Source organism: Sphaerisporangium flaviroseum (genome assembly GCF_039537005.1).
GTDB classification, from domain to species: Bacteria; Actinomycetota; Actinomycetes; order Streptosporangiales; family Streptosporangiaceae; genus Sphaerisporangium; species Sphaerisporangium flaviroseum.
The window spans coordinates 42,482-65,687 of the sequence record NZ_BAAAZR010000009.1 but is presented as its reverse complement, the minus strand read 5'-3'; the positions used below and the strand labels follow the sequence as shown (position 1 = coordinate 65,687).

At 71.0% G+C, this 23,206-nt stretch carries 12 protein-coding genes; 4 read left to right on the top strand and 8 right to left on the bottom strand.

All coding sequences use genetic code 11. The annotated features are described in order from the left end of the window. Positions 1–15 precede the first annotated feature (15 nt). Positions 16–1,200, top strand: coding sequence for a PucR family transcriptional regulator (locus ABD810_RS19840; protein WP_344942114.1), 1,185 nt, complete (start codon positions 16–18; stop codon positions 1,198–1,200). 1,245 nt (positions 1,201–2,445) lie between these two features. Here the strand turns inward: ABD810_RS19840 and ABD810_RS19835 are convergent. Together ABD810_RS19835 and ABD810_RS19830 are read right to left on the bottom strand one after the other, a co-directional pair. Next, positions 2,446–3,855 carry an SAM-dependent methyltransferase gene (locus ABD810_RS19835; protein ID WP_344942111.1) on the bottom strand — a complete coding sequence of 470 codons (1,410 nt, stop codon included), beginning with the start codon at positions 3,853–3,855 and terminating at the stop codon, positions 2,446–2,448. Between the two features lie 279 nt (positions 3,856–4,134). After that, positions 4,135–5,064, bottom strand: a complete 930-nt coding sequence (locus ABD810_RS19830) for a glycoside hydrolase family 12 protein (RefSeq protein ID WP_344942108.1) — start codon at positions 5,062–5,064, stop codon at positions 4,135–4,137. A 68-nt stretch (positions 5,065–5,132) separates the two neighbouring features. Here ABD810_RS19830 and ABD810_RS19825 point away from each other — a divergent pair, with 68 nt between their 5' ends. Together ABD810_RS19825 and ABD810_RS19820 are read left to right on the top strand one after the other, a co-directional pair. Further along, positions 5,133–6,011, top strand: coding sequence for an endonuclease/exonuclease/phosphatase family protein (locus ABD810_RS19825; RefSeq protein WP_344942105.1), 879 nt, complete (start codon positions 5,133–5,135; stop codon positions 6,009–6,011). Positions 6,012–6,398: 387 nt separating this feature from the next. Continuing rightward, a complete protein-coding gene (locus ABD810_RS19820; RefSeq protein ID WP_344942102.1) occupies positions 6,399–7,583 on the top strand; it encodes a glycoside hydrolase family protein in 1,185 nt (394 codons plus the stop codon). Positions 7,584–7,661: 78 nt separating this feature from the next. Here the strand turns inward: ABD810_RS19820 and ABD810_RS19815 are convergent, their stop codons facing one another. Further along, entirely contained in the window at positions 7,662–8,411 is a 750-nt protein-coding gene (locus tag ABD810_RS19815; protein ID WP_344942099.1) for a phytanoyl-CoA dioxygenase family protein, read from the bottom strand. A 35-nt stretch (positions 8,412–8,446) separates the two neighbouring features. After that, a complete protein-coding gene (locus ABD810_RS19810; protein ID WP_344942096.1) occupies positions 8,447–9,790 on the bottom strand; it encodes a serine/threonine-protein kinase in 1,344 nt (447 codons plus the stop codon). 188 nt (positions 9,791–9,978) lie between these two features. On the opposite strand from ABD810_RS19810, the gene ABD810_RS19805 reads away from it, so the two are divergent. Further along, positions 9,979–11,028: an LLM class flavin-dependent oxidoreductase gene (locus ABD810_RS19805; protein WP_344942093.1), complete on the top strand. Its 1,050-nt coding sequence runs from the start codon at positions 9,979–9,981 to the stop codon at positions 11,026–11,028. Here the strand turns inward: ABD810_RS19805 and ABD810_RS19800 are convergent. Genes ABD810_RS19800 through ABD810_RS19785 form a run of 4 tightly spaced genes read right to left on the bottom strand, consistent with a single transcriptional unit; the run spans position 11,006 to position 23,206 of the window. Then, on the bottom strand, positions 11,006–12,295 hold the full coding sequence (locus tag ABD810_RS19800; protein WP_344942090.1) for an MFS transporter: 1,290 nt from the start codon (positions 12,293–12,295) through the stop codon (positions 11,006–11,008). The two genes, ABD810_RS19805 and ABD810_RS19800, sit on opposite strands and share 23 nt — an antisense overlap. Beyond that, entirely contained in the window at positions 12,276–16,202 is a 3,927-nt protein-coding gene (locus ABD810_RS19795; RefSeq protein ID WP_344942087.1) for an amino acid adenylation domain-containing protein, read from the bottom strand. Before ABD810_RS19795 ends, ABD810_RS19800 begins: the two co-directional genes overlap by 20 nt. After that, positions 16,199–23,002: an amino acid adenylation domain-containing protein gene (locus ABD810_RS19790; protein WP_344942084.1), complete on the bottom strand. Its 6,804-nt coding sequence runs from the start codon at positions 23,000–23,002 to the stop codon at positions 16,199–16,201. Before ABD810_RS19790 ends, ABD810_RS19795 begins: the two co-directional genes overlap by 4 nt. A 12-nt stretch (positions 23,003–23,014) precedes the next feature. After that, complete coding sequence (locus ABD810_RS19785; protein ID WP_344942082.1) at positions 23,015–23,206, bottom strand: MbtH family protein; 192 nt, start codon at positions 23,204–23,206, stop codon at positions 23,015–23,017.

Below are 23,206 nucleotides of genomic sequence, written 5' to 3'. Positions count from 1 at the left end.
ACGGAGGGGCCCACCATGGGCGACTTCTTTCACCTGCTGCGGCTCCGGGTGGAAGCCAACGCCCGCAACGCGGTCGACGTCTACACGCGCGAATTAGCCGAATACCGGGCGCTGTCCACCGGCTCCCTGGGACATGCCTCGCTGCTGGATTTCGCGGTGACCCTGCGCCGCCGCACGTACGCCCTCGCCGAGGACGGCCGGCCCTTCAGCGGTGAGGACCTCGCGTACATGGCGGCGGTCGGCAGGGAGCGCGGCGAGAAGGGGGTGTCCCTGGCCGCCCACCGGCGGGTCCTGGTCCTCCACTCCACCCTCACGCTGCACGAGATCCAGGACGCCGCCGGCCCGCACGACCTCGACGCGCTGATGCTGACGCTCGGCTGGCTGGGCCCGCAGGGGGTGACCGCCCAGAACGCCTACACCCGCGGCTACATGGAGGGGCAGGAACGGTGCCTGTCCCTGGTCACCCGCGTCCAGTTGCTCGCCAAGATGCTGCTCGCCAACGACCCGTCGGCGCCCGAACTGGCCAGGAACCTGGGCATGACCCTTCCCGAGCGCTACGTCGTGACGGTCGTGCGGATCGCGGGCCGGCCGTTCCGCTGGCTCGACCGGGTACGGGACCAGGTCATCGAGGTGCTCATCGAGGGTGAGCGGATACCGCTCGCCTGGCCCACGCCGGAGGAGCTGGTGGCGCTGGTGCCCGAGACGAACGGCACCCCCGCGTCGGCGGAGGATCGCGCGCTGTCCGTGGCGCACGACTTCGCCGAGACCATCGGCCGGCCGTGCTCCGTCGGTACGGCCACCGGCCGCGTTGATGCCCTGTCCGGGGCGCTCTCGCTGGCGCGGCAGGTCAGCCAGGCGGCGCCCATCGAGACCGTTCCCCGCCGCGTCTACACCCTCGCCGACGTCTTCGTCGAGCTCGGGACCGCGCAACTGCCTCAGGTCGACGAGTGGCTGCAGGGCGTGGCCCGGCGGCTCGCCGGCGGCCCGGACCTGGTGACCACCCTGGACGTCTACTACCGCGGCGACATGAACCGGCTGCGCGCCGCGGCCGCGCTGCACATCCACCCCCGCACGCTCGACTACCGCCTCCAGCGCGTCCGTGAGCTGACCGGGCTGAACCCCGGCTCCACGCGCGGCATCCGCGTGCTGAACACCGTGGTCGCCCGGGTGCTCGCCGGCGCCTGGCCCGAGCCGGAGTAGGCACCCCGGCCGGAGCCGGAACCCCGGCCGGAGCCGGGAGCAGGCATCCCAGCCGGAGCCGGGAGCAGGAACCCCGGCCGGAGCCGGGAGCAGGCGCCACACCGACCCGGGAGCAGGCGCGGCCCTTCGCGGTCTCTCGCACCCTCGCCTTAGGCCATCACGCGGGCGCGGTGTCTTTTTCGCATGGCAGGAAGCGGTCAGGGCGGCGCAGCTTGCTGCCGTCGATTCGTCTGGTCGACGGGCTTCGAAAACCGCAGAGTTGTTTGTGCAAGGACAAACAAGAAGCCCGCAGAGAAAAGAGCCGAAGAAATGACGAACACCACCGCCGCCAAGCGCTCCGCCGGAACCACCTGGGACAGCTTCTCCCGCGCTGCGGGAACCACCTGGGACGGTTACTCCCGCGCCGCGGGAACCACCTGGGACTAAGACGACCGACGAATTCCGGAACCGTGACCGACCGTACGATGAATAACTGAAAAGCAACCTCTGAACGTCCGCATCACCCCTCCTCAGACGGAACGACGCAGCCGATCGAGACCATCGCCGTCAGCATGAGACCCGGTGGCATCGGTGATCATCCAAGCGTCGAGCACCCCGATCCCCCAGGCCGCCGCGGAGTCGACGCCAGCCTCCCAGCCTCCTCCGGCCGGCCGGGATCCTTCCCGCCACCAAGGCGCTCCCCCCGATCGCCACCTCTCCCCCCGCGCCCGACCTCGCGCATCTTCCGCGATGGCAGGAAGTGGACAGGGCGGGACAACTTGCTGCAGCCCATTCATCTGGATAACGCGTCCCCGAAACCGCAGAGTTGTTTGTGCAAGGACAAACAAGAAGCCACGAGAAAGAGACGAGAAAATGACGAACACCACCGCCGCCAAGCGCTCCGCCGGAACCACCTGGGACAGCTTCTCCCGCGCCGCGGGAACCACCTGGGACGGTTACTCCCGCGCTGCGGGGACCACCTGGGACTAAGAAATCCGAACCATCAATCAAACCCGGTCCCATTAACCCGACTCAGCCACCAGAATATGTTCGGCAGTACAGAGCACAGGTTCCACCCGGTCGATTGAGACCATCCGCATTCGAACGGATGGCATCGGCGAACTTCGGCAGCGGCCAGGTCCACACCGAGGCGTCTCCCGCCCGGAACGAGCGGCCGGCAGATCCCCGCTCGACGACCCGCCGCGGCCCTCCCGCCCTCTTCTTACCCGCCGGCACCGGCAGGCTCGCGACCCTGCGCCAGGAAGCCTAGCGGGGGATGTGGCCGATGCCGCCGAGCATGCGGATCGGCAGTGGCCGCTCGGCGACACCGTCGGGCCGCCAGTGCTGGACGTCCACCAGACCAGGCTCTACCAGGGTGAACCCATCGAAGATGCCCTCGATCTGCGCGACGCCGCGGAACACCGCCGGTGACACCGCGTCGGCGTACACCTCGCGGAAACGGGCCACCATCTCGGGCGGAGCCCCCTCGTCGGTGCCATGCGATATCACCAGCATGCTGCCCGGCGCCATGACGGCGCGGAACTCTCCTACGATGCCGACCGGGTCGTCGGGAATGAAGTTGAACAGCGACGTCGCGACCAACGCCACCGGCCTGCCGAAGTCGATGACCTTGGCGAGCCTGCGGACCACCTCCTGCGGTTTCCGGACGTCGCCGTACATGATCTGCACACCGCTGCGTAAGGCCCGGCCGTGGGACAGGACAATCGGGTCATTGTCGATACCCACCACGACCACTTCCGGATTCATCTGCCGGACCACCTCGTCGACATTCGGTGAGGTGGGGATCCCGGTGCCGAGGTCGACGAATTGACCGACGGCCGCGGCGGCGAACGCGACGGCCCGGCGCATGAACGCCCGGTTCGCCTTGGCGAGGTCCGGGCTCTCCGGCATCAACTCGATCAGCCGCTGGACCGCCGCCCGGTCGACGGCGTAGTTGTCCTTACCGCCGAGCAGATAGTCGTACATGCGCGCGGTCGACGCCACGCTGGTGTCGATGTGCCGGCACGACTCCTGGGACGCCGGCTTCCACCGGAGGTACCGTGAGGCGTCGTTGAACGCCTGCTCCGACTCGTCGAACGCCCGCTCGGCGATGTGCATGGCGGCCGCGCTGATGTCGTCCGTGGAGGTGTCGGTGTGGGCCCAATTCGCCAGCAGGCCTTCCGAGGCGGCCAGGACGCCCTTGGCGACCAGGCGCCCCTGCGGGTGGTCGGTCCCGCCGAGCAGCGCGGCGAGACGCTCGGCGGTCCGGTCCCTGGAAGGGAGCAGGTGCTCGCCGCCGGTGGCCGCCTCCCGGTACAGGACCCGGGCCCTCCGCGGGTCACCGGTCACGAACAGGACGTACGCGTCGACCGCCAGACGTGTCCGGTCCGGCGAATACGCGTGCAGGCGCGACACCGCCTCCTCGACGGTGCGGATCGCCTCCTCGGCGCACCCTTCGTACACCAGTCTCAGCAGTTCCAGCCGCCCACGCTGGCGGTCGGGGAAGCATTCGTAGAACGTGCGGTAGGACACCGACGCCCGTGCGCAGATGTCCACGACCCTGGTGTCGGTGTACCCGAGGACACCGAACAGCTCGTAGGCGGCGGTGATGAGCCGCTGCTTCTGGTCGGCGAGCCGCTCTTCGGCCGTCTGGTTGGCGTATCTGCGGCCAGACACCAGGCTTCCTTTCTCCGGTGGACGATGCCATTGTCCCCATCCAATGCCGCTGACGCCCAAAATGGATCGACTGAGGCCCTGACAACGAGATACGCCAACCCGCCAAGCCCGGTCCGCGGGCCCGGTGGTGGGCCTCCCTTAGGCTGCACGGGTGCTACTCGGCGACGAGTAGCAGGCCGCTTGTCCATGAGCGAGGGCTACGTGAGGATCTCGGGTCCGCTGGAGGCGCGGCGCCCGGTGCCGGAAGGCTCTCGGCACCGGGCGTGCGCCCGGCCGCGGTCAGCTCGCCGACACGGAGAAGTTGTTGGTGCGGAAGTCCATCCCGCCACTGGACGAGGTGATCTCGTAGCCGAACTGCACATCGCCCAGGGTCACGTCACCGAACCAGTTGTTGGTCCTGAGCCAGGTAAGGATGGCCTTGATGTCGACGGTGCCGGAGTTGGCGTTGCCCTGCCGGATGAACGAGAACACCTGGTTGGAGCCGTTGGAGCCGCGGTAGACGTCCCAGGAGTGGCCGCCGGCCGACGTGCTCGTCTGCCGTGACCCGAGCGGGCCCACCGGGCCGTACTTGTTCATCCACAGCATGATCTCGTAGGTGTGCCCGTCGCACCAGATGTCGTACGCCGTCGCGTACGCGCCGCCGTTCGGCACCGAGACGTTGAAGCTGCTGCGCACGCTGCCCAGCGCGCTGATCCGCCGGTTGACGTTCCTTGTGGCGTTGGGGTAGGACTTCACGCCACCGGTGTTGGGATGGTTCGCCCAGACACCCCAGTTGCTGTAGGAGTTGGCCCAGATCGTCTGCGGGCCCGCACCACCGCCCCAGATGTTGTTGTAGAGGGTGTAACCGCCGTTGGTCCAGGTGCCCCACTGGGCCGACGACGACCAGGTGGCAGCCTGGGCCGGGTTGGCGAGCAGCCCGACGAGGACCACGAGCATGGATGCCGGAACGAGCAGACGTAACGTCCTGAGCATGATCTCCCTCTCCCGATGTTGTCCTGCCGGCGGCCGGAGCCACGTCTGTCGAATCGACTGTCGAAGCGCTTCGACGGCGTTTCGAGTAGATCGCGAACCGGTTCCGCCTGGAGTGGGGTCACCGTAGGTTCGCAGGCGGCCGGGCGCAACGCGTGCGGTAAGCCATTTCCGACCCCCCAGGTCCAGCCACGGGCGGCAGCGCGTCCCCGTGAAACTTCCAGCGTCTCTGCGAGGCATCCGATCGCGCCAAGAAGGTCGCGTGCTGGAGCCCTCGTCCGGCGACGCTTCTGGTTGTATGGCGGGTGATGAAAGCACGGACGATGCTCGCGGCACTCGCCGCCCTCCTTGTCGCGGCTCCCTCCTCGGAGGTACGGACAGAGCTGTCCGTGATGACATGGAACGTCTGCACGGGCACGAATCCCCGCTGCGGTCTCTACCGTGCCGGCGCCGAGCAACTGGCGTGGACCATCGGGCAGTACGCCCTCAACCAGCCGATCAAACCCGATGTGATCTTCTTACAGGAGTTCTGCACCGGGGCCGACAGTGCGCTGGAGCACTCGCTGGAGCAGCGGACCGGCCGCAGGTGGAGCATCCGGTCATGGGGCCTGCTCTCCAGCACCGGCGCCCCGTACGCCTGCCAGCCCGATCGCTCCGGCCGCTCGCGAGGCGCGCAGAGCATCGCCATCGCGGTCGCCTCCGACTCGGTCACCTTCCGTACCCACCTGCTGGCCTCGCCGCCGTGGTACGTGAAGCGGGCCGTGCTCTGCGCCACGATCCCCGCCAAGCGGGTGCGGGCCTGCGGCACCCACATGTCCAGCGGAGAGGGTTACGACGATCGGCAACCGGGCGCCCCGTACCGGACCCGGCAGATCCGGCAACTGATGGCCCACGCCGTCGAACCCGGTTACCGGACCGTCTTCGGCGGTGACCTCAACGTCTCGCCACCGGACAGCGACTCCGGCAGCGCCGCGGGCCGTCGTGCCATCGTGCCCGCCTACCAGGCCTACGGGGAGTGCGACCAGCGCGGGACCGGCCGTACCGGGCAGTGGACCCACAGCGACGGCTCAGGACGGAAGAAGCTCGACTACCTGTTCGTCCCCAAAGGCAGCACGTGGCGATGCCACCTTCCCCCGCTCACCCCGCTCTCCGACCACAGGCCCGTCTACATCAAGGTCGCTTTCTAGCGAGCCACCCTGACGACTCCGGGGCGGCGGACCACGACGACGCGTGCTCACCGGCCGCGGAACCCCCGGACGTGTTCTCGCCGGGCCGACCATAACGATTGACTGTGAACCATCTTTCTGGTTTGCCGCTTTTGCACTGATCGTGGAACGCTTCAATCAGGGCGAACGGCGAGGAACAGGTGAGGATCAGTGTCATCGGGTAGCGGGCGATCGACATGGTGGCGTTCTCATCGGCTGATCGCCCCCACCGCGGGGGCCGTCGTGATGGCGCTGGTCGTGGCGGGCTGTTCACCGGGCCAGGTCGAGGACCGGGCGGCTCCGGCCACGCGAGAGCCCGCGATCTCGTCACCGGCGGCGTCCGGCGCGGAGCCGCGGAAGGGGCCGCCGGTGGACCCCGCATGGCCTCGCTGGGGGTTCACCCACACAGAGGTCAGCGCCAACGACCTCACCGAGCGGTTCGAGCGGGACGTGAGCCGGACGCTCGCCCCGATCCCGATGCTGCAGAACCAGCACATCATGGGGTTCGGCGTGCGCAATCCCCAGCCCCGCCCGCAGGAGTTCGACTGGGAAGACCTCGACAGCCGGATGGACTTCATGAAGAAGTCCGGCAGCACGCAGGTCATCACGCTGTGCTGCGCCCCCGACTGGATGAAGGGCGGCCCCGAGGGCCCGACCAAGGACTCCGCGTGGGACGAGCACCTGGAGGACGCCCCCTACCCCGAGCACTTCGGCGACTTCGCCAAGCTGTCGGCGGCCGTGGCCACCAGGTACAAGGACGTCGAGTACTTCATGGTCTGGAACGAGCTCAAGGGCTTCTGGAAGGACCATTCCAAACCCGCGGACTACAAGGGCTACACCGAGCTCTACAACATGGTCTACGACGCGGTGAAGGCGGTCCGGCCCGATGTCAAGATCGGCGGCCCCTACCTCGGCTTCGACAGCAACAGGACCGGGAAGTCCGAGCTGCGGGGCCCGTGGGGGGTCGTCAACCAGAACGTCCTTGACGCCTTCGAGTACTGGTTCGAGAACAAGAAGGGCGCCGACTTCATCGTGGTCGACGGCGCCTCGCTGACCGACGCCCACGAACTGCTCCCCGACGCGTTCGGAGCGCTGGGCAAGTTCGGCGCCGTCACCGACTGGCTGCGCGACAGGACCGATGACATGCCGGTCTGGTGGTCGGAGTGGTACTTCGTCCCCGAGGACGACACGAGATGGCCCGAGCCCATGCGGCTCGCCGTCCAGGCCGCCTCGATGATCGAGTTCGCCGAGAGCGGCGCCGCCACAGCCCTGTACTGGAATCCGCAGAAGAAGAAGGGCGCCTGCCAGGGCTGCATGTGGCACCCGCGGACCGGCGCCCCCCTCCCGACCGGCCGGCTGGTGAGCGACTTCGCCAAGTGGTTCCCTGCCGGGGCCGAGCTGGAGAACGTCACCTCCTCGGACCCCAAGGTCCGGGTGCTGGCGCAGCCTCGGCGGCTGGTGATGGTCAACACGACCAACACGAAGATCACCACGACCGTGGACGGCAAGGAGTCCACCCTCCGGCCTTACGAGATCAAGTGGAGCGACCGCTAGCCGAAGGCGCGGTGCGCCGACGCCCGTCCGGCCACATCGGCCCGGTCCCGCTGGGCGGAAGGCGATGGGGGCGAATGGTCATGCCGCCGGAGACGGCATGACCGGGTCGACGCCGCGCAGCATCATGCCCTGGCCCCTTGAGCGGTGAACGTCGTCGACGGGTTGGTCCAAGGGGTCGCGGAACTGCACCAGGAAGGTCGTGCGCGCCTCGGCCGCCGTGTTGACACCCGACCCGTGCACGGTGAGGTAGCTGAAGAACAGGACGTCGCCCGCCTCGGCCTCGACCGGAACGGCGGCTCGCAGGGGCCATTCCGACGGCGGCAGGTGCCAGCCGCCCTCCTCGATGTGGGGCAGCGGGCCCTGCTTGTGGCTGCCCGGCACCACGCGGACGCATCCCTTCTCCTCCGGCGCGTCGTCGAAGTGGAAGATGGCCGCGCCGACGGTGTGCCTGGTATGCGGGAGATGCGCGGCGTCCTGGTGCAGGGGGAACGGCGAGCCCTTCTCGGCCGGCTTCACGAAGATCTTGGTGTGATGGAGCTGGACGTTCTCCGTGCCCATCAGCGCCGCGGCCACATCGGTGAAGCGCGGCTCGACCAGGATCCGCGCGAACGCGGCCGAGTAGAACTGCGCGTCGTGGCAGTGCCTCAGCTCGGTCGCTCCGCCGGCCAGCTCACGGGCGCTGCCCCAGGTCGGGTCCGTCGCGCGCAACCGGCCGAGGACCGCATGGCACTCCTCCCGGTACGCCTGCGCCTCCGGCCTGCTGAGCAGGCCTTTGACAAGGAGGTACCCGTTGTCGCGGTAGAACGCGACCATCGCTGGATCGACCATGTCACTCTCCGGTCAGGGCTCGCGTCCACTCTGACTCACGGCTGACCATTCTTGCCGTTCCCACGGCTCTTGCCTGGGGGGTTCGGCTTGTTCTTGACCGGCTTACGCTCAGGCTCCCTGACACGGGTACGGGCGCGGTCATCGCCGGTCTCGATGGTGCCCGTCCCGGGCGTGGCCCCGGCCTGCCTGGGACGGGCAGGGGCGGGGGTGGGATCGTGGCCGGTCACCGACTCGACGGCGATGGAAGGAGCCCTCGACTCCGGCTGGACGGCGATGGAAGGAGTCCCGGGCTCCGGCCGGCCGCCGCGCCACTCGGTGGTGGCGGTGGTGAAGACCACGATGCCGACGGCCAGGCCCGCGGCACAGGTTGACAGGCCACGGCGCCAGGTGACCCGCTGACGTACCGGGATGGACCGGCGATCGCCGAGCACCTGCTCGCCGGTGGGACGGTGGCCGATGCCGGGGCCCTGGGCCGTGCTCTGGGTGGTGCCCGGCGGTACAGGACGGGCGGCCGGGAGCGGTGCCGCGGAACCGCCCGCGGTCCGCTCCTCCAGAGCGGCCACGTCGCGAAGCTGCTCCTGGGCGCGGACGGCGCCGGTGCGGCGAGCGGGATCCTTGTCGAGCAGTCCGGCGATGACGGGCGCCAACGGGCCGGCGCACTGGAACGGCTCCGGTGCGGCCGTCTGCACGGCGGTGAGGGTGGCCAGTGCGGTGCTGCGGTCGAAGGGGGGCCGGCCTTCCGCGGCCGCGTACAGGGTGGCGCCCAGGGACCACAGGTCACTTTCCGCACTGGAGGCGGCGCCGCCGGCCCGCTCCGGTGCGATGTAGGCGGGCGTGCCCATCACCATTCCGACCCTGGTCAGGCTGGCCTCCTCATCGAGGGAGGTGGCCAGTCCGAAGTCCGTCAGGACGGCGTGCCCCTCCTCGGTGAGCAAGATGTTGGCGGGTTTGACGTCGCGGTGCATGACCCCGACCGCGTGCGCCGCCTCCAGCGCCGACAGCACCTCCAACCCGACACGCGTGACGGTGGACACCGGCAGAGGACCTTCATCGGCGATCACCTCGGCGAGGCTCCGTGACCGGACGAACTGCAGCACGATCCACGGACGATCGTCGGCCTGCACCACGTCGTACACGGCGGCGATGTTGGGATGGTTCAGCCGTGCGGTGAGGCGCGCCTCCCTCATGGTGCGTTCGAGCAGGACCTCCCGCTCCGGGCCGGTGAGGTGAGCGGGCATCGTGAGCTCCTTGACCGCGACCTCACGATCGAGAAGCTCGTCATGGCCGCGCCAAACCGTCGCCGTGCCGCCGCTGCCGATGCCCGCCAGAAGACGGTACCGCCCCGCCAGAAGCCGCCCTTCGTGCCGTGAAGAAAGCATGGGGCAGGTCTACCCGATGATCGATCCGGCATGCCGCCAGATCACACGGGTAGTGACAATGTCGCGATGTGCCCGGCCGGCACCGGCGAGCGGCTCCGCCGAAAGGTCGCGTCATGGGCGGGGCTGTCCCGGACGGCCGTCTCCGGGGATGATGCGATCAAGAAGTTCGTTGCGCGGAGGAGGCAATCGTGCGGCTGGGTTTCAGCATCGGCACCCTGGGACCCGTGGCGTCCACGCCCGGCGACCAACTGAAGCTGGTCCAGGAGGCGGAGCGGCTGGGCTACGAGTCCGTGTGGGCCTCTGAGGGCTACGGTGTCGACCCGGCGGCCACCCTCGCCTGGCTGGCGGCGGGAACGGAGCGGATCGAGCTCGGCACGGGGATCCTGCAGATCTCGGGGCGTACCGCCATCGCCACCGCCATGGCCGCGGCCACGATAGACCGGCTTTCGAACGGGCGGTTCCGGCTGGGCCTCGGCACCTCCGGCCCACAGGTGGCGGAGGGCTGGCACGGTCACCGCTACGAGCGCCCGCTGGCCCACCTGCGCGACTACGTCCAGGTGGTGCGCACCGCCCTGGCGGGCCGGCCGGTACGCCACGAGGGGCCCACCCTGGTGCTGCCCCTGCCCGACAGCCGGGGCAAGGAGCTGACCCTGGCGGTGGAGCCGGTCCGCAAGCCGCTTCCCGTCCACCTGGCGGCCATGGGCCCGAAGGCCATCACCCTCGCGGGCGAGGTCGCCGACGGCTGGCTGCCGATCCACTTCCCTCCCGAGCACCTCGCGGAGTCCCTCCAGCGGCTGCGCGAGGGGGCGGCTTCGGCCGGGCGCGACGTCTCCCGCATCGCTGTCTCCCCGATGGTCATGGCCATGGTGGACGACGACGCGGACTACGCGCGGGACCTGGTGCGCCCCATGCTCGCGCTGTATCTCGGGGGCATGGGGACCCGGGAGGTGAACTTCTACAACCGGCTGGCGCACCGTCTCGGCTTCGCCTCCGCCGCGGCCCGGGTGCAGGACGCCTACCTCGACGGTGGCCTGGGCGAGGCCATGGAAGAGCTGCCGGATCCCCTCGTGGACACCCTCACCCTCTGCGGTACGCCCGCACGGGTACGCGAGCGGCTCGCCGCCTACCGCGAGGCCGGAGCCACCACGCTGATCGTCGGCCTGAACGCCCCCACGATGGACGACCGCGTCGAACAGCTCGGCCTGCTCGCCGAGCTCAACTCCCCTCGCCCGAGGTGAGGGGAGTTTCCGGCACCTGGCGCAGTTTGGGGATGGGGGACATCGCCAGCACCGCCATCGGGACGAGCGCCCCGATGAGAGCGGCCACCAGGACGACGGGACGCATGCCCACGGCCTCGCCGATCAGGCCCGCCACCAGCGCGCCGAGCGGTGCCGGCACCAGGCCCATGGCCCAGATGGTGGCGATGACCCGGCCCACCATCTCGCGCGGCGTGGCCGACTGCAGCACGGTGATGTTGTTGACGACGAAGATCTGCGTGGTCAGCCCGACGATCAGCTGCGAGACCGCGAGCATGGCCACCGCCAGCCACAGCGGCCCACCGGCCAGGGGCACCAGCAGCAGCGAACTGTTGCCGATGACCGTGGCCCACAGCATCGTGGGGCCGGGCCCGACGCCCTTCATGAAACGGACCGCCAGCCAGGCTCCGGCGATCGCCCCTACGCCGCCCACGGCCAGCACGCCGCCGACCCAGGCCGCGGGCACGCCGACGTCCTGGACCAGGAAGGGGAAGTAGAGCGTCTGCAGGATGCCGATGTCGAAGAACGAGTACACGGCGCTCGCGATCGCCAGGGGGCGTATCAGGGGCTGACCCATCACCCAGCGCAGCCCCTGGGCGATCGCCTGGAGCATCGAGCCGCCGCCCTCGTCGGCCTGGGGCCTGTCCTCCCGCTTCCTGATGAGCAGCAGGGAGACGGCCGAGATGACGTACGTCATGGCGTCGATGATGATGACCAGCGGCGCGGACCGCGCGGCCACGAGAACTCCGGCGAGACTCGGTCCCACCGCTTTGGCGACCGAGTCGCTGAGCTGCAGTTTGCTGTTGCCGTCGCCGAGGTGCTCAGGCGCCACGAGGCCGGGCAGGTAGGACCGGTAGGCGATCTCGAACAGCACGCCGAAGACGCCCATCGCGAACACCACGACGTAGAGCCACCACAGGACCAGCAGGTCCATGACGAACAGCAGGGGCACCGTGCCGAGCATGACGGCGCGGGCGACGTCGCTCACGATCAGCACCGGGCGGCGGCGCATGCGGTCGACCCAGACCCCGACGACCAGGAACAGCACCATGGGCAGCCTGGCCAGCGCCCCGAGGATGCCCATCTCGGCGACCGAGGCGTTCAGCAGCAGGAACGCCACGATCGGCATCGCCAGGACGGTGACCTGTGTGCCGACGAGCGACAGGCTCTGCCCGGCCCAGAGCTTGAGGAAGTCCTGGTCCCTCCACAGCGTGGCCGGTCCCGTCCGTTCAGTCGTGGGTGACGCCATGATCCATGCACCTTCTCAGCTCGGTGGCCGCGTCGGCGACCAGGGGCTCATACATGACCGTGAAGCGCTCCCCGAGGATGGGCGAGATGCGCAGCCGGCCGGTGACGACGGACCGCCATCCCATGTCGTCCGGCTGCGCGCCCTCCCTGGCCGGCGAGAACAGCAGCACGTCGCCGTCGTAGGGGTCGTGCCGGTAGTCGCCCACCGCGTGGGCGTTGGCGCGGAAGACCTCGACGAAGCGCCGCGCCTGCCGCAGGTCGGCGGTGTCGGGCTGGAGCCGGTCCGCCTTGGCCGCGGCCTCGATGACGGCCAGCAGCCGTGCGTCGGGGTCCATCCGGCGCAGCGCGTCCAGGTCGACCTCCACGGGGCCGCCGGCCAGCGCGTGCATCAGCAGGACCGCGTCGTCCTGGAGCGAGGCGCGTATCACGGGCTCGTTGGCGTCGGAGTAGAACAGCACGACGAGCGGGACCTCCTGCCCGCTCTCCCGCAGCCGCCGTGCCATCTCCAGGGCGATGTTGCCGCCGATGCAGTAGCCGCCGAGGACGTACGGCCCGCGCGGGCGCACCTTCAGCAGGTGGGCGACATAGTCCTCGACCATCTCGGCCAGGGTGGTGTGCGGTTCCTCGCCCGGGACCAGCCCGCTGGCCTGGATGGCGTGGACGGGCTGGTCCGCGCCGAGCCGCCGGGTCAGCGGCAGGTACCGGAAGACCTGGCCGCCCAGGGCGTGCGAGAGGAAGATCGGGGTACGGTCGCCGACCGGCCGCAGGGGCACGATGCGCTGTTCGGCGCCGTCGCTGTCCTGGGGGCGCCGTAGCTCGGCGGCGAGCAGCGCGACCGTCGGCGCGGTGAGCACCATGGAGAGGGGAACTTCACGGTCCAGCTCCTTGCGCAGCTTCATCGCCAGCCTGAGCGCCAGCAGGGAGTGGCCGCCGAGCGCGAAGAAGTCGTCATGGACGCCGATGGCGTCCCGCCCCAGCGTCTCCTCCCACAAGGTCGTCAGGCGCGCTTCGAACGGGTCGCGCGGCGGCAGGTACGGCGCGCGACCGGTCTGCCCGGGGTCGGGCAGGGCGGCCCGGTCGAGCTTGCCGTTGGCGGTGACCGGGAGGGCGTCCAGGCGTATCCAGGCCACCGGCACCATGTGGCCGGGCAGCCGGGCACGGAGCCGCGGGGCGAAATCCACGTCGCCGTCAGGGTCGTGGAGCACCAGATAGGCGGCGAGGGTGTCCCCCCTGAGCGTCACCACCGCGGCCCTGACCTCGGGCTGTGCCACCAGCAGCGCCTCGATCTCCCCCAGTTCGACGCGCTGGCCGCGGATCTTCACCTGGAAGTCGGTGCGGCCGAGGTACTCGATCTCGCCGCCGGGGAGCCACCGGGCCACGTCGCCGGTGCGGTAGAGCCGCTCCCCCGCGGGGCCGTGCGGGTCGGGAACGAACCGCTCGGCCGTCAGCGCGGGACGACCGACGTAGCCGCGGGCGAGCTGGACGCCGCCGATGCACAGCTCTCCGGCCGTTCCGACGGGCACCCGCTCGCCGTGCGCGTCGAGGACCTCCAGCCGGGTGTTGGCGGTGGGCCGCCCGATGGGAACGGCGCTCTCGCCGGGCGCGCAGGGGTGCCAGGAGACGTCCACGGCCGCCTCGGTGGGGCCGTACAGGTTGTGCAGTTCGACTCCGCGCAACCGCTCGTGGAAGCGCCCGGCCAGCTCGGCGGACAGGGCTTCGCCCGAGCAGATGACCCGCCGCATCGCCTGCGGCCGCAGGAACGGCTCGTCGAGGAAGACCTCCAGCATGGAGGGCACGAAGTGCAGGGTCGTGACGCGTTCCCTGGCGATGAGCGCCACCAGGTAGGCGCTGTCCCTGTGCTCGTCCGGCCGGGCCACCACGAGCCCGGCGCCGGTGACGAGCGGCCAGAACAGCTCCCACACCGACACGTCGAACCCGATGGGCGTCTTGTGCAGGACACGGTCCTCGCCGGTCAGCCCGAACGCCTCCTGCATCCACATCAGGCGGTTCGCGATCGCGTGGTGGGAGACGCCCACGCCCTTCGGCCTGCCCGTCGAGCCGGAGGTGAAGATCACGTAGGCCAGCGCGTCAGGCGGGACGGCGGGCCGCGCGGCATCACCGTCCGGGGGCGTGGCCTCGGCGGAGGGTGTGCCGACCCGCAGCGCGACGCCGTCCGGCACCTCGCCGGCCGTCTCCTCGGTGACCAGCACCGTGCGCGCCCGCGTCTCGGCGATCATGTACGACAGCCGTTCGGCGGGCAGCCCCGGTTCCAGCGGGAGGTAGGCCGCGCCCGCCCCGAGCACGCCGAGAAGGGCCGGCAGCAGTTCCGGCCCGCGCGGCAGGTGGACGCCGACCACGTCGCCGGGCCGCGTGCCCGCCTCCACCAGCGCCGACGTCACGGCTCGGGCACGCGCCACGAGTTCGCGGTACGTCAGCCAGGCCTCCTCGTAGCCGACGGCGGGCGCGTCCGGCGTGCGCGCGGCCTGCGCGGCGACGAGTTCGTGCAGGGGCGCGATGTCGTAGGACCGCCGCGTGGCGTTCCATCCCGTGATCGCGTCTTCGTCGGCGGCGAGGTAGGGGGCCGCGGGCCGGGGGTCGGCGTCCGGACCGGTGGCGAGCAGGCGCAGCGCGGTCCGGTAGTGGTCGCGGACGCGCTCGATCTGCTCGGCGGGGAACTGCGCCCGGTCGTAGGAGAGCGTCAGGTCGAAGCCGCCGTGGTCCCTGTTCCTGCCGAAGCTCACGGTGAGCGGCAGGTCGGTCTGCTCGAAGAACTCCTGGTCCACGATCTCGATCCCCGCGGAGGCGGGCATGTCGCGGTAGACGTGGAAGTCGCGGAAGTCGAACAGCACGTCGAGCAAGGGGGTGCGCCCGCTGGCCCGCCGGATCTCGAACAGCGGATAGCCCCGGTGCGGCAGCAGCGCCACCTCCGCCTCGAACACCCGCCTCACCAGCGCGCCCCAGGTGGGCGTGTCCGCCGAGACGCGCAGCGGCACGGTGTTGAGGAACAGTCCCAGAACCTCCTCACCCGACTCGCTCTCGGGGCGGCCGTGCGCGACCAGGCCGGTCATCACCTCAGGCCGGCCGGTGAGAAGGGACAGCACCCGCACATGGGCGGCCAGCAGCACCGTCCGTAGTGGCACGTGGAGCGACCGGGCCACGTCGCGCAGGCCCTCCAGCACGCCGGCGGCCACAGGATCCGTCAGGACCTGGACCGCACGCGCCTCTCCGGCGCCCGCGCCGGGCAACCGGGGTATCCGGGTGTCGGGAGCGTCGGCCACCTGGGCGAGCCAGAACTCCTTCGCCTCCTGCGACGCGACGGCGGCACGTTCGCGGGCCACCATGTCACGGAACGCCGCGCCGGGTGCCTCTGCGGGGAGCGGGGCTCCGCCCAGATGCCCGGCGTACCGGCGGAACAGCTCGGTGGTGAACGCCGCCACGCTCCAGCCGTCGAGGATCGCGTGGTGGAAGCCGAGGCTGAACGTGAACGACCCGCCGGGTAACAGATGCACATGAGCACGCGCGAGCGGCGGGTTCGCCCAGTCGAACGGGCGCCCCTTCTCCTGCTCCGCCCACTCCCGCAGCCGGGCCTCCACCTCGGCGTGGTCGGTGAGGTGCGTGAGGTCGGATACCTCCAGCGGCATGACGGCGGACCGGTGCACGAGCTGGACCGGCTCGCTGAACCCGGTGAGGTCGAAGGAGGTGCGCAGCACAGGGTGCCTGCCGGTCACCTCCGCGAGCGCCGCGGTGAAGGCCTCGCGGTCGAACCGCCCGCGCAGCGTGATGGTCGTCAGGTCGTGATAGGTCGGCGCGTCTGGCTCGTACGCGCTGTGGTACAGCATGCCGGCCTGGAGCGCGGCCAGCGGGTAGGCGTCCTCAAGACCACGTGCGGCACCGGCCGTGACCGTCATCGCATCTCACCTCCGAGCAGTCGGGCCATGTCATCCGGGTTCAGCAGGCCGAAGGCGGCCACGCTCCGCTCCTCCGGCCCGGTCTCGCCTTCCGCGGGCCGTAGCCGCCCGGCCAGCTCGCGCACGGTCTGGTGCAGGAAGATCTGCTCCAGCCGTACGGCGTAACCTTCCTTGCGCAGCCGCGCCACGACCTTCAGGCTGCGGATGGAGTCGCCGCCGGCGGCGAAGAAGTTGTCGTGGGCGGAGACGCGGTCGAGTGCGAGCACCGCGCGCCAGGCCTCGGCGACGGCCACCTCCGCCGGTCCTCGCGGGTCGTCGTGGACGGTCTGGTCATCCGCCCGCGGCAGGGGCAGGGCACGCCGGTCGAGCTTCCCGCTGCCGGTGACGGGCAGCTCGTCGAGCAGCACCCAGCTCCGGGGGATCATGTGGTCGGGCAGGCGTTCCGCGAGCGCCTCGCGCCATTCGCGGCCGGGCGCCGCGTCGAGCGGGCTCTCGGGAACGACGTACCCGGCGAGGCGGAGGCCGGCGCCGTCCTCGACGGCGTGCACGGCCGCCGCCCGCACGCCGGGCAACGCCCCGAGCGCCGCTTCGATCTCGCCGAGCTCGACCCGCATCCCGCGGATCTTCACCTGGAAGTCGGTGCGGCCCAGGTACTCGATCTCGCCGTCCGGCCGCCACCGCGCGAGGTCCCCGGTGTCGTAGAGGCGCGCTCCCGGCGGGCCCAGCGGATCGGGGACGAACCGCTCTGCGGTCAGTCCCGGCCTGTTCACGTAGCCCCGCGCGAGCTGCACGCCGCCGATCCACAGGCGTCCGGGCACCCCGATCGGGACCCGGTCCAGCCTCGCGTCCAGGATCTCCAGCCGGGTGTTGGCGATCGGCCGCCCGATCGGAACCGTGCTCTCCCCCGGTGCGCAGGCGTGCCAGGACACGTCCACGGCCGCTTCGGTCGGGCCGTACAGGTTGTGCAGCCCGGCGGCGGGAAGCTCGCGCAGGAGGCGCCCGGCGAGCTCCGCCGGCAGGGCCTCGCCGGAGCAGACCACGGTCCGCACACCGGCGAGACGCGTTCCGAGGCGGGGCTCGTCGAGAAAGGCGTCCAGCAGCGACGGCACGAAGTGCAGGGTGGTGACCGACTCGGCCTCGATGAGGCCGGCCAGGTAGGCGGGGTCGGCGTGCCCGCCCGGCCGCGCCACCACGAGCCCCGCGCCGGCCATCAGCGGCCAGAACAGCTCCCACACCGACACGTCGAAGGAGAAGGGCGTCTTGTGCAAAACGCGATCGGCGGGGCCGAGGCCGAACGTCTCCTGCATCCAGCGCAACCGGTTGGCGATCGACCGGTGTGACACACCGACGCCCTTCGGCCGCCCGGTGGACCCCGAGGTGAAGATGACGTACGCCAGCGCATCCGGCGGCACGTCCACATCCGGCGGACCGTCTTCTTCCCCGGCAAGGTCCACGTCCAGGACGCCGTCCTCCTCCCCGACGAGCCCCACGTCCAGGACGCCGTCCTCCTCCCCGGCGAGGTCAGCGTCCTCGTCCAGCAGGACGCGGGTCAGGCCGCCGGGCAGCGACGCCGCCGTCGCCGCCGTCGTGACCACCAGCCGCGTCCCGGTCTCGGACGTCATCAGAGCCAGCCGCTCGGCCGGGTGGTCCGGTTCCAGCGGCAGGTAGGCGCCCCCGGCGGCCAATACCGCGTGCACGGCGAGGACCAGGTCGGCTCCACGCTCCAGGCACACTCCGACGACCCGGTCAGGACCCACGCCCAGCGTGCGCAGCCTGCGGGCGAGCCGGTTCACTCTCGCGGCGAACTCGGCGTACGTCAGCCAGGCGCGGCCACCGTCCGTCCTCTCGTACCCGAGCGCCGGAGCCGTCGGGGTCCGTGCGGCCTGCCGGGCCACCAGGCCGTGCAGGGTCTCCCCGGGCGGGCCGCCGACGGTGACGGCGGTCTCTACGCGGTCGCGGCCGGTGGCGTTGGCCGCGGTCTCCACGCGGTCGCGGCCGGTGGCAGTGGCGGCGGCCTCCACGTGGTCGCGGCCAGCGGTCTCCACGTAGTCGCGGCCGGTGGCGTTGGCGGCCTGGATGATGTTCCGCTCCGTGGCCGTGAGCACCGGGATGCCGGACACCGGGGCCTCCGGCGCCGCCACCGCCCCCGCGAGGAACGCCCGGTAGTGGTCGGCGAAGCGCTCCATCCGGTCGTGGTCGAACAGGTCGGTCGCGTAGTGCAGCACTCCGATCAGGCGATCCCCCGCCTCCTCGACCACCAGGTGCAGGTCGACCTGGGCGACACCGGGGTCGACGTCCAGCGTCCGCAGCGCCAGCCCCGCCACCTCGGGCGGTGCGGGCGGGACGTTCTGGTAGGCGAACATCACCTGGAACAGCGGGTTGCGCGACAGGCTGCGCGTCTCGGCGAGCTCCTCGACCAGGACCTCGAACGGCAGGCCCGCGTGGTCGTGCGCCTCGAGGACCCGTTCCTGGGCGCGGCGGAGAAGCTCGGTGAAATCGGGGTCGCCGGAGACGTCGCCGCGGAGCACGAGGGTGTTCAGGAACAGCCCGGCGACCTCCTCCAGTGCGGGATGGTCGCGCGCGGAGACGGGGGTGCCGATCGGGATGTCGGTCCGGCCGGTGTACCGGGCCAGCAGACCCTGGAGTGCGGCGAGCAGCACCGTGAACGGCGTGGCCCGCCTCGCCTGGGCGAACGCCCGTACCGCGGCGACCGTCTCCTCGTCGATGACGAACGTCAGCCGCCGTCCCTCGAAGCTCGGACGTCCCGGCCGGCGCCGGTCGGCGGGCAGGTCCAGGGTGTCGGGAAGCGCGGCGAGGGTGCGCTTCCAGTAGTCCAGCGCGCCGTCGTCCAGGCGGTCACGCCGCCACGCGGCGTAGTCCCGGAATCCCACGGTGAGCTCGGGCAGCCGTGCCGGGTCGCCGTGGATCCGCGCCCGGTACAGCTCCATCAGGTCGCGGAGCAGGATCGACAGCGACCACCGGTCGGTGACGACGTGGTGCAGGGTGAGCAGGAGGTGGTGCTCGTCCCGCGCCGTCCGCAGCAGCGTCGCCCGTATCAACGGCCCCTCAGCAAGATCGAACCGGTGCCGCGCCTCATCCCGCGCAGCAACGGCCGCCGCGTCGGACTTCGCATCGACCACCGCGACGGACGTCACATCGCCCACCGCACCGGACGTCACATCGGACGTCACATCGCCCGCCGCGCCGGACGTCACGTCGACCACCGCATCGGACGTCACATCGGCCACCGCATCCGACGTCGCGGCGGACACGTCGGACGTCACGTCGGGCGTCGCGGACAGGTCCCGCGTCTCCAGCCGGGGCCGGTGGGGGCCCTCCGCCAGCAGCGGCTCTCCGTCCTCGTCCACGATCACCATGCGCAGGATCTCGTGCCGATCCACCAGGGCGTCAAATGCTCCGGCCAGCGCTTCCGCATCCAGCGGGCCGATCAGCCGCTCGCCCCAGGCCACGTTGTACACGGGGTTGCCCGGGTCAAGCTGGTCCATGAACCACAGGCGGGCCTGGGCGTGCGAGGGCCGCACCGGCCCTTCGCCCGCCGGCGGGATCGGTCCGGTGCCGGCCGGGCCGGGCCGGGCGGGGAGCAGCGACGCGAGACCCGCGATCGTCGGGGTCTCGAAGCAGCGGCGCAGCGGGACGTTCACCCCGTACGCCTCGCGGAGCCGGGTCACCAGGCGCATCGCGAGCAGCGAGTGGCCGCCCAGTGCGAAGAAGTCGTCGTCGACCCCGATGTGCTCGTCGTCCAGCAGTTCGGTCCACATGGCGTGCAGCGCCCGTTCCTGCTCGGTGCGCGGGGCGACGCGTGGCCGCCGCTCCGGGCGCTCCCGCGCGGGGGCGGGCAGCGCGGCGCGGTCGAGCTTGCCGCTGGGCAGCGTGGGGAACCGGTCCACCACCACGTACGCCGCCGGGACCATGGCCTCCGGCAGGCGAGCGCGTACGTGCTCCCGAAGCCGCGCCGCCACCTCCGGCTGACCGGCCCCGGCAGAGGCGTCCAAGGTCGATCGGGTGGGGCCGCCCACCGCAGCAGACCCAGCCCCCTCACCCACCCAGGCGTCCGCGGGCGAGGGGGTCGGGCTGCCCACGGGGGCGGACCCGGCCCGCTCACCCGCCCAGTCGACGTAGGCGACCAGGCCGCGGCCGCCCGGAGCGTCATCACGCACCACCACCACCGCACGACGCACCAACGGATGCTCACCCAACACCGCCGCCACCTCATCAAGCTCGATCCGCACCCCACGAACCTTCACCTGATCATCAAGACGACCCAAGAACTCCAACACACCACCACCACGCCACCGCACCAGATCACCCGTCCGATACAACCGCCCACCACCACCCCCGAACACATCCGGAACAAACCGCTCCCCCGTCAGGTCCGGCCGCCCGAGATACCCCCGCGCCAACCCCACCCCACCGATCAACAACTCCCCCGCCACCCCCACTGGAACCGGACGCAACCCCCCATCCACCACATACACCCGCGTATTCGCCACCGGACCACCGATCCCCACCGGCCCGCTGTCCCGCGTGATCCTCATACGCGTCGACCACACCGTCGTCTCCGTCGGCCCGTAGAAGTTCCACAGCCGCGGGGTGATGTCGAGGAGCCTGCGTGCGAGATCGGCGGGGAGCGGCTCCCCACCGCAGATGATCTGAGGCAGCCCGTGCGGCAGCTCGCCCAGCAGCATCTCGGCGACGGAGGGGGTGAGCTGCACCAGGTCGGCCTTCTCGGCCGCCCCGCGCACCTCCTTGGGCGTCTTCACCGCCTCGTCCGGCGTGACCGCGAGGGTGCCGCCGGAGAGCAGCGGAGTGAAGATCTCCAGCGCCGCGATGTCGAACGAGAGCGAGGTCAGCAGCAACACGTCACCGCCGCCCTGCTCCCTGGCCACGTCGGTCACCAGGTTCACCAGGCCCCGGTGCGGCACCTCCACTCCCTTGGGACGTCCGGTCGAGCCGGAGGTGTAGATGATGTAAGCGAGCTGGTCGGGGCTCACCTCGGGCAACGGCTGCACCGGGCCGCCCGTCTCGTACGGCGGCTCCAGCTCGCCGGGGAAGGCATCGAGCAGCAGCTCGGGCGGGCGTTCGGCCGGCAGCCGATCGCGCAGGTCCGAACGAGTGAGCACCAGGCACGCGCCGGAGTCGCCGAGGATGTACTTCAGCCGCTCGGGCGGATAGGCCGGGTCCAGCGGCAGGTAGCAGGCTCCCGCCCGCAGCACCGCGAGCAGTGCCACGATGAGGGTCGCGTCGCGCGGCAGGTACACCGCCACGCAGCGCTCGTCGGTCACCCCACGCGCGCGAAGCGCCCGTGCCAGCGCCGCCGACCGCTCGTCAAGCTCGGCGTAGGTCAGCTCGGTCCCCTCGGCCGTGCGCACCGCCGTCGCTCCGGGAACCCTGCGCGCCTGCTCGGCGATCAGCTCGTGCAGCGGCCGGGCGGGGTACCAGGCGTCGGTGGCGTTCGCCTCGACCAGCAACCGGCGCCGTTGTCCCTCCGTCATCAGGGGAAGTTCCGAGAGGCGCAGGCCGGGGTCGGCCACGGCCGCCTCCAGCAGCACACGGTAGGCGGTGACCAGCCGGGCGACGGTCTCCTCGTCGAACAGCTCGGTGCTGTATTCGACCCATACGCCTATCCCGTCCTCTGTCTTGATCACGTCCATGGTCAGGTCGAGCTGGGCGGTGCCGTTGGAGAACTGGTAGCGTCCGGTCAGGGGCAACAGGTTGAAGCCGACCTGGTAGATCGGCGGGGTGCTCGGATCACGGTGCGGTCGCAGCGCCTCGACGAGCCGGTCGAACGGCACCTCCGCGTGGTCCAGCGCGTCCACGACGGTGGTCCGCACCCGCTCCAGCAGTTCGGTGAAGGCCGGGTCCCCGTGCAGGCCGGTGCGCAGCACGAGCATGTTGACGAACATGCCGATCAGCGGCTCGACCTCGGGCAGCTCGCGCCCGGAGACGGGCGAGCCCACGACCACGTCCTGCCGGCCGGCGAAGCGCCCGAGGACCGCCGTGAATCCGGCGAGGAGCACCATGAAGAGCGTCACGCCCCGCCCCTTCGCCAGCGCCTCCACGCGGGCGGCGAAGTCGGCGGGCAGGTTCACGTGGTACTCGGCGCCGGCGTAGGAACGTCTGGCGGGCCGCGGCCGGTCCCTGGGCAGTCCCAGGTCCGCCGGGATGCCGTCGAGCTGCCGCCGCCAGTAGCCGAGCAGGTCCGCGAGAGTCCCCTCGCCGAGGCGCCCTCGCTGCCAGGCCGCGTAGTCGGCGTACTGGACGGGCAGGTCGGGCAGGCGTGGCGGTCTCTGCCGCCCGATCGCGTCGTAGATCTCCATCAGCTCGGCCAGGAGGTTGTCCCCTGACCGGGCGTCGAACACCGCGTGGTGGGCGATGAGCAGGAGCCGCCAGTCATCGGCGGCCACACGGACCAGGTGGGCGCGCCACAGCGGCGCGCTGCCCAGCTCGAACGGCGCCGCCGCCTCCCGGGCGGCCAGCTCGGCGAACGCCTCCTCCCGATCGCCGCTCCCGGCCGTCAGGTCCGAGACGGCGAGCGTGACGGGCAGCTCCACCTCGACGATCTGGACGAGGTCACCGTCCTCGACCGCCAGCGCGGTGCGCAGCGCCTCGTGCCGCTCGACCACCCCGCCCAGGGCCTGCCGCAGCCGCCCGGGATCGATGTCACCGGGAAGGTCGATCCGCATGTTCAGGTTCTGCACGGGGACATCGGGTTCGAGGCGGCTGAGGAACCACAACCGCTCCTGGGCGAACGACGCCGGGAACACGTACCTGCGCGTCACCTGCTCCCCCTCCTATCCGCCCATGGCTTCGCGCAGGCTGCGTGGCCGCATGTCCGTCCAGACCTGGTCGATGTGGTCGAGGCACTCCTGCTTCTCGCCCGAGAAGCCCGTCGCCCGCCACCCGTCGGGGATGGTCCGGTCGGAGAACCAGATCGAGTACTGCTCCTCGTGGTTGACCACGACCTTGTACAGGCCCTCCTGCAT

Bases quoted from the DNA above. Each gene is read 5' to 3' on its own strand.
- ABD810_RS19840 (WP_344942114.1), top strand. From the start codon at position 16: ATGGGCGACTTCTTTCACCTGCTGCGGCTCCGGGTGGAAGCCAACGCC.
- ABD810_RS19830 (WP_344942108.1), bottom strand. From the start codon at position 5,064: ATGCCTCGCAGAGACGCTGGAAGTTTCACGGGGACGCGCTGCCGCCCG.
- ABD810_RS19825 (WP_344942105.1), top strand. From the start codon at position 5,133: ATGAAAGCACGGACGATGCTCGCGGCACTCGCCGCCCTCCTTGTCGCG.
- ABD810_RS19815 (WP_344942099.1), bottom strand. From the start codon at position 8,411: ATGGTCGATCCAGCGATGGTCGCGTTCTACCGCGACAACGGGTACCTC.
- ABD810_RS19810 (WP_344942096.1), bottom strand. From the start codon at position 9,790: ATGCTTTCTTCACGGCACGAAGGGCGGCTTCTGGCGGGGCGGTACCGT.
- ABD810_RS19800 (WP_344942090.1), bottom strand. From the start codon at position 12,295: ATGGCGTCACCCACGACTGAACGGACGGGACCGGCCACGCTGTGGAGG.
- ABD810_RS19795 (WP_344942087.1), bottom strand. From the start codon at position 16,202: ATGACGGTCACGGCCGGTGCCGCACGTGGTCTTGAGGACGCCTACCCG.
- ABD810_RS19785 (WP_344942082.1), bottom strand. From the start codon at position 23,206: ATGCAGGAGGGCCTGTACAAGGTCGTGGTCAACCACGAGGAGCAGTAC.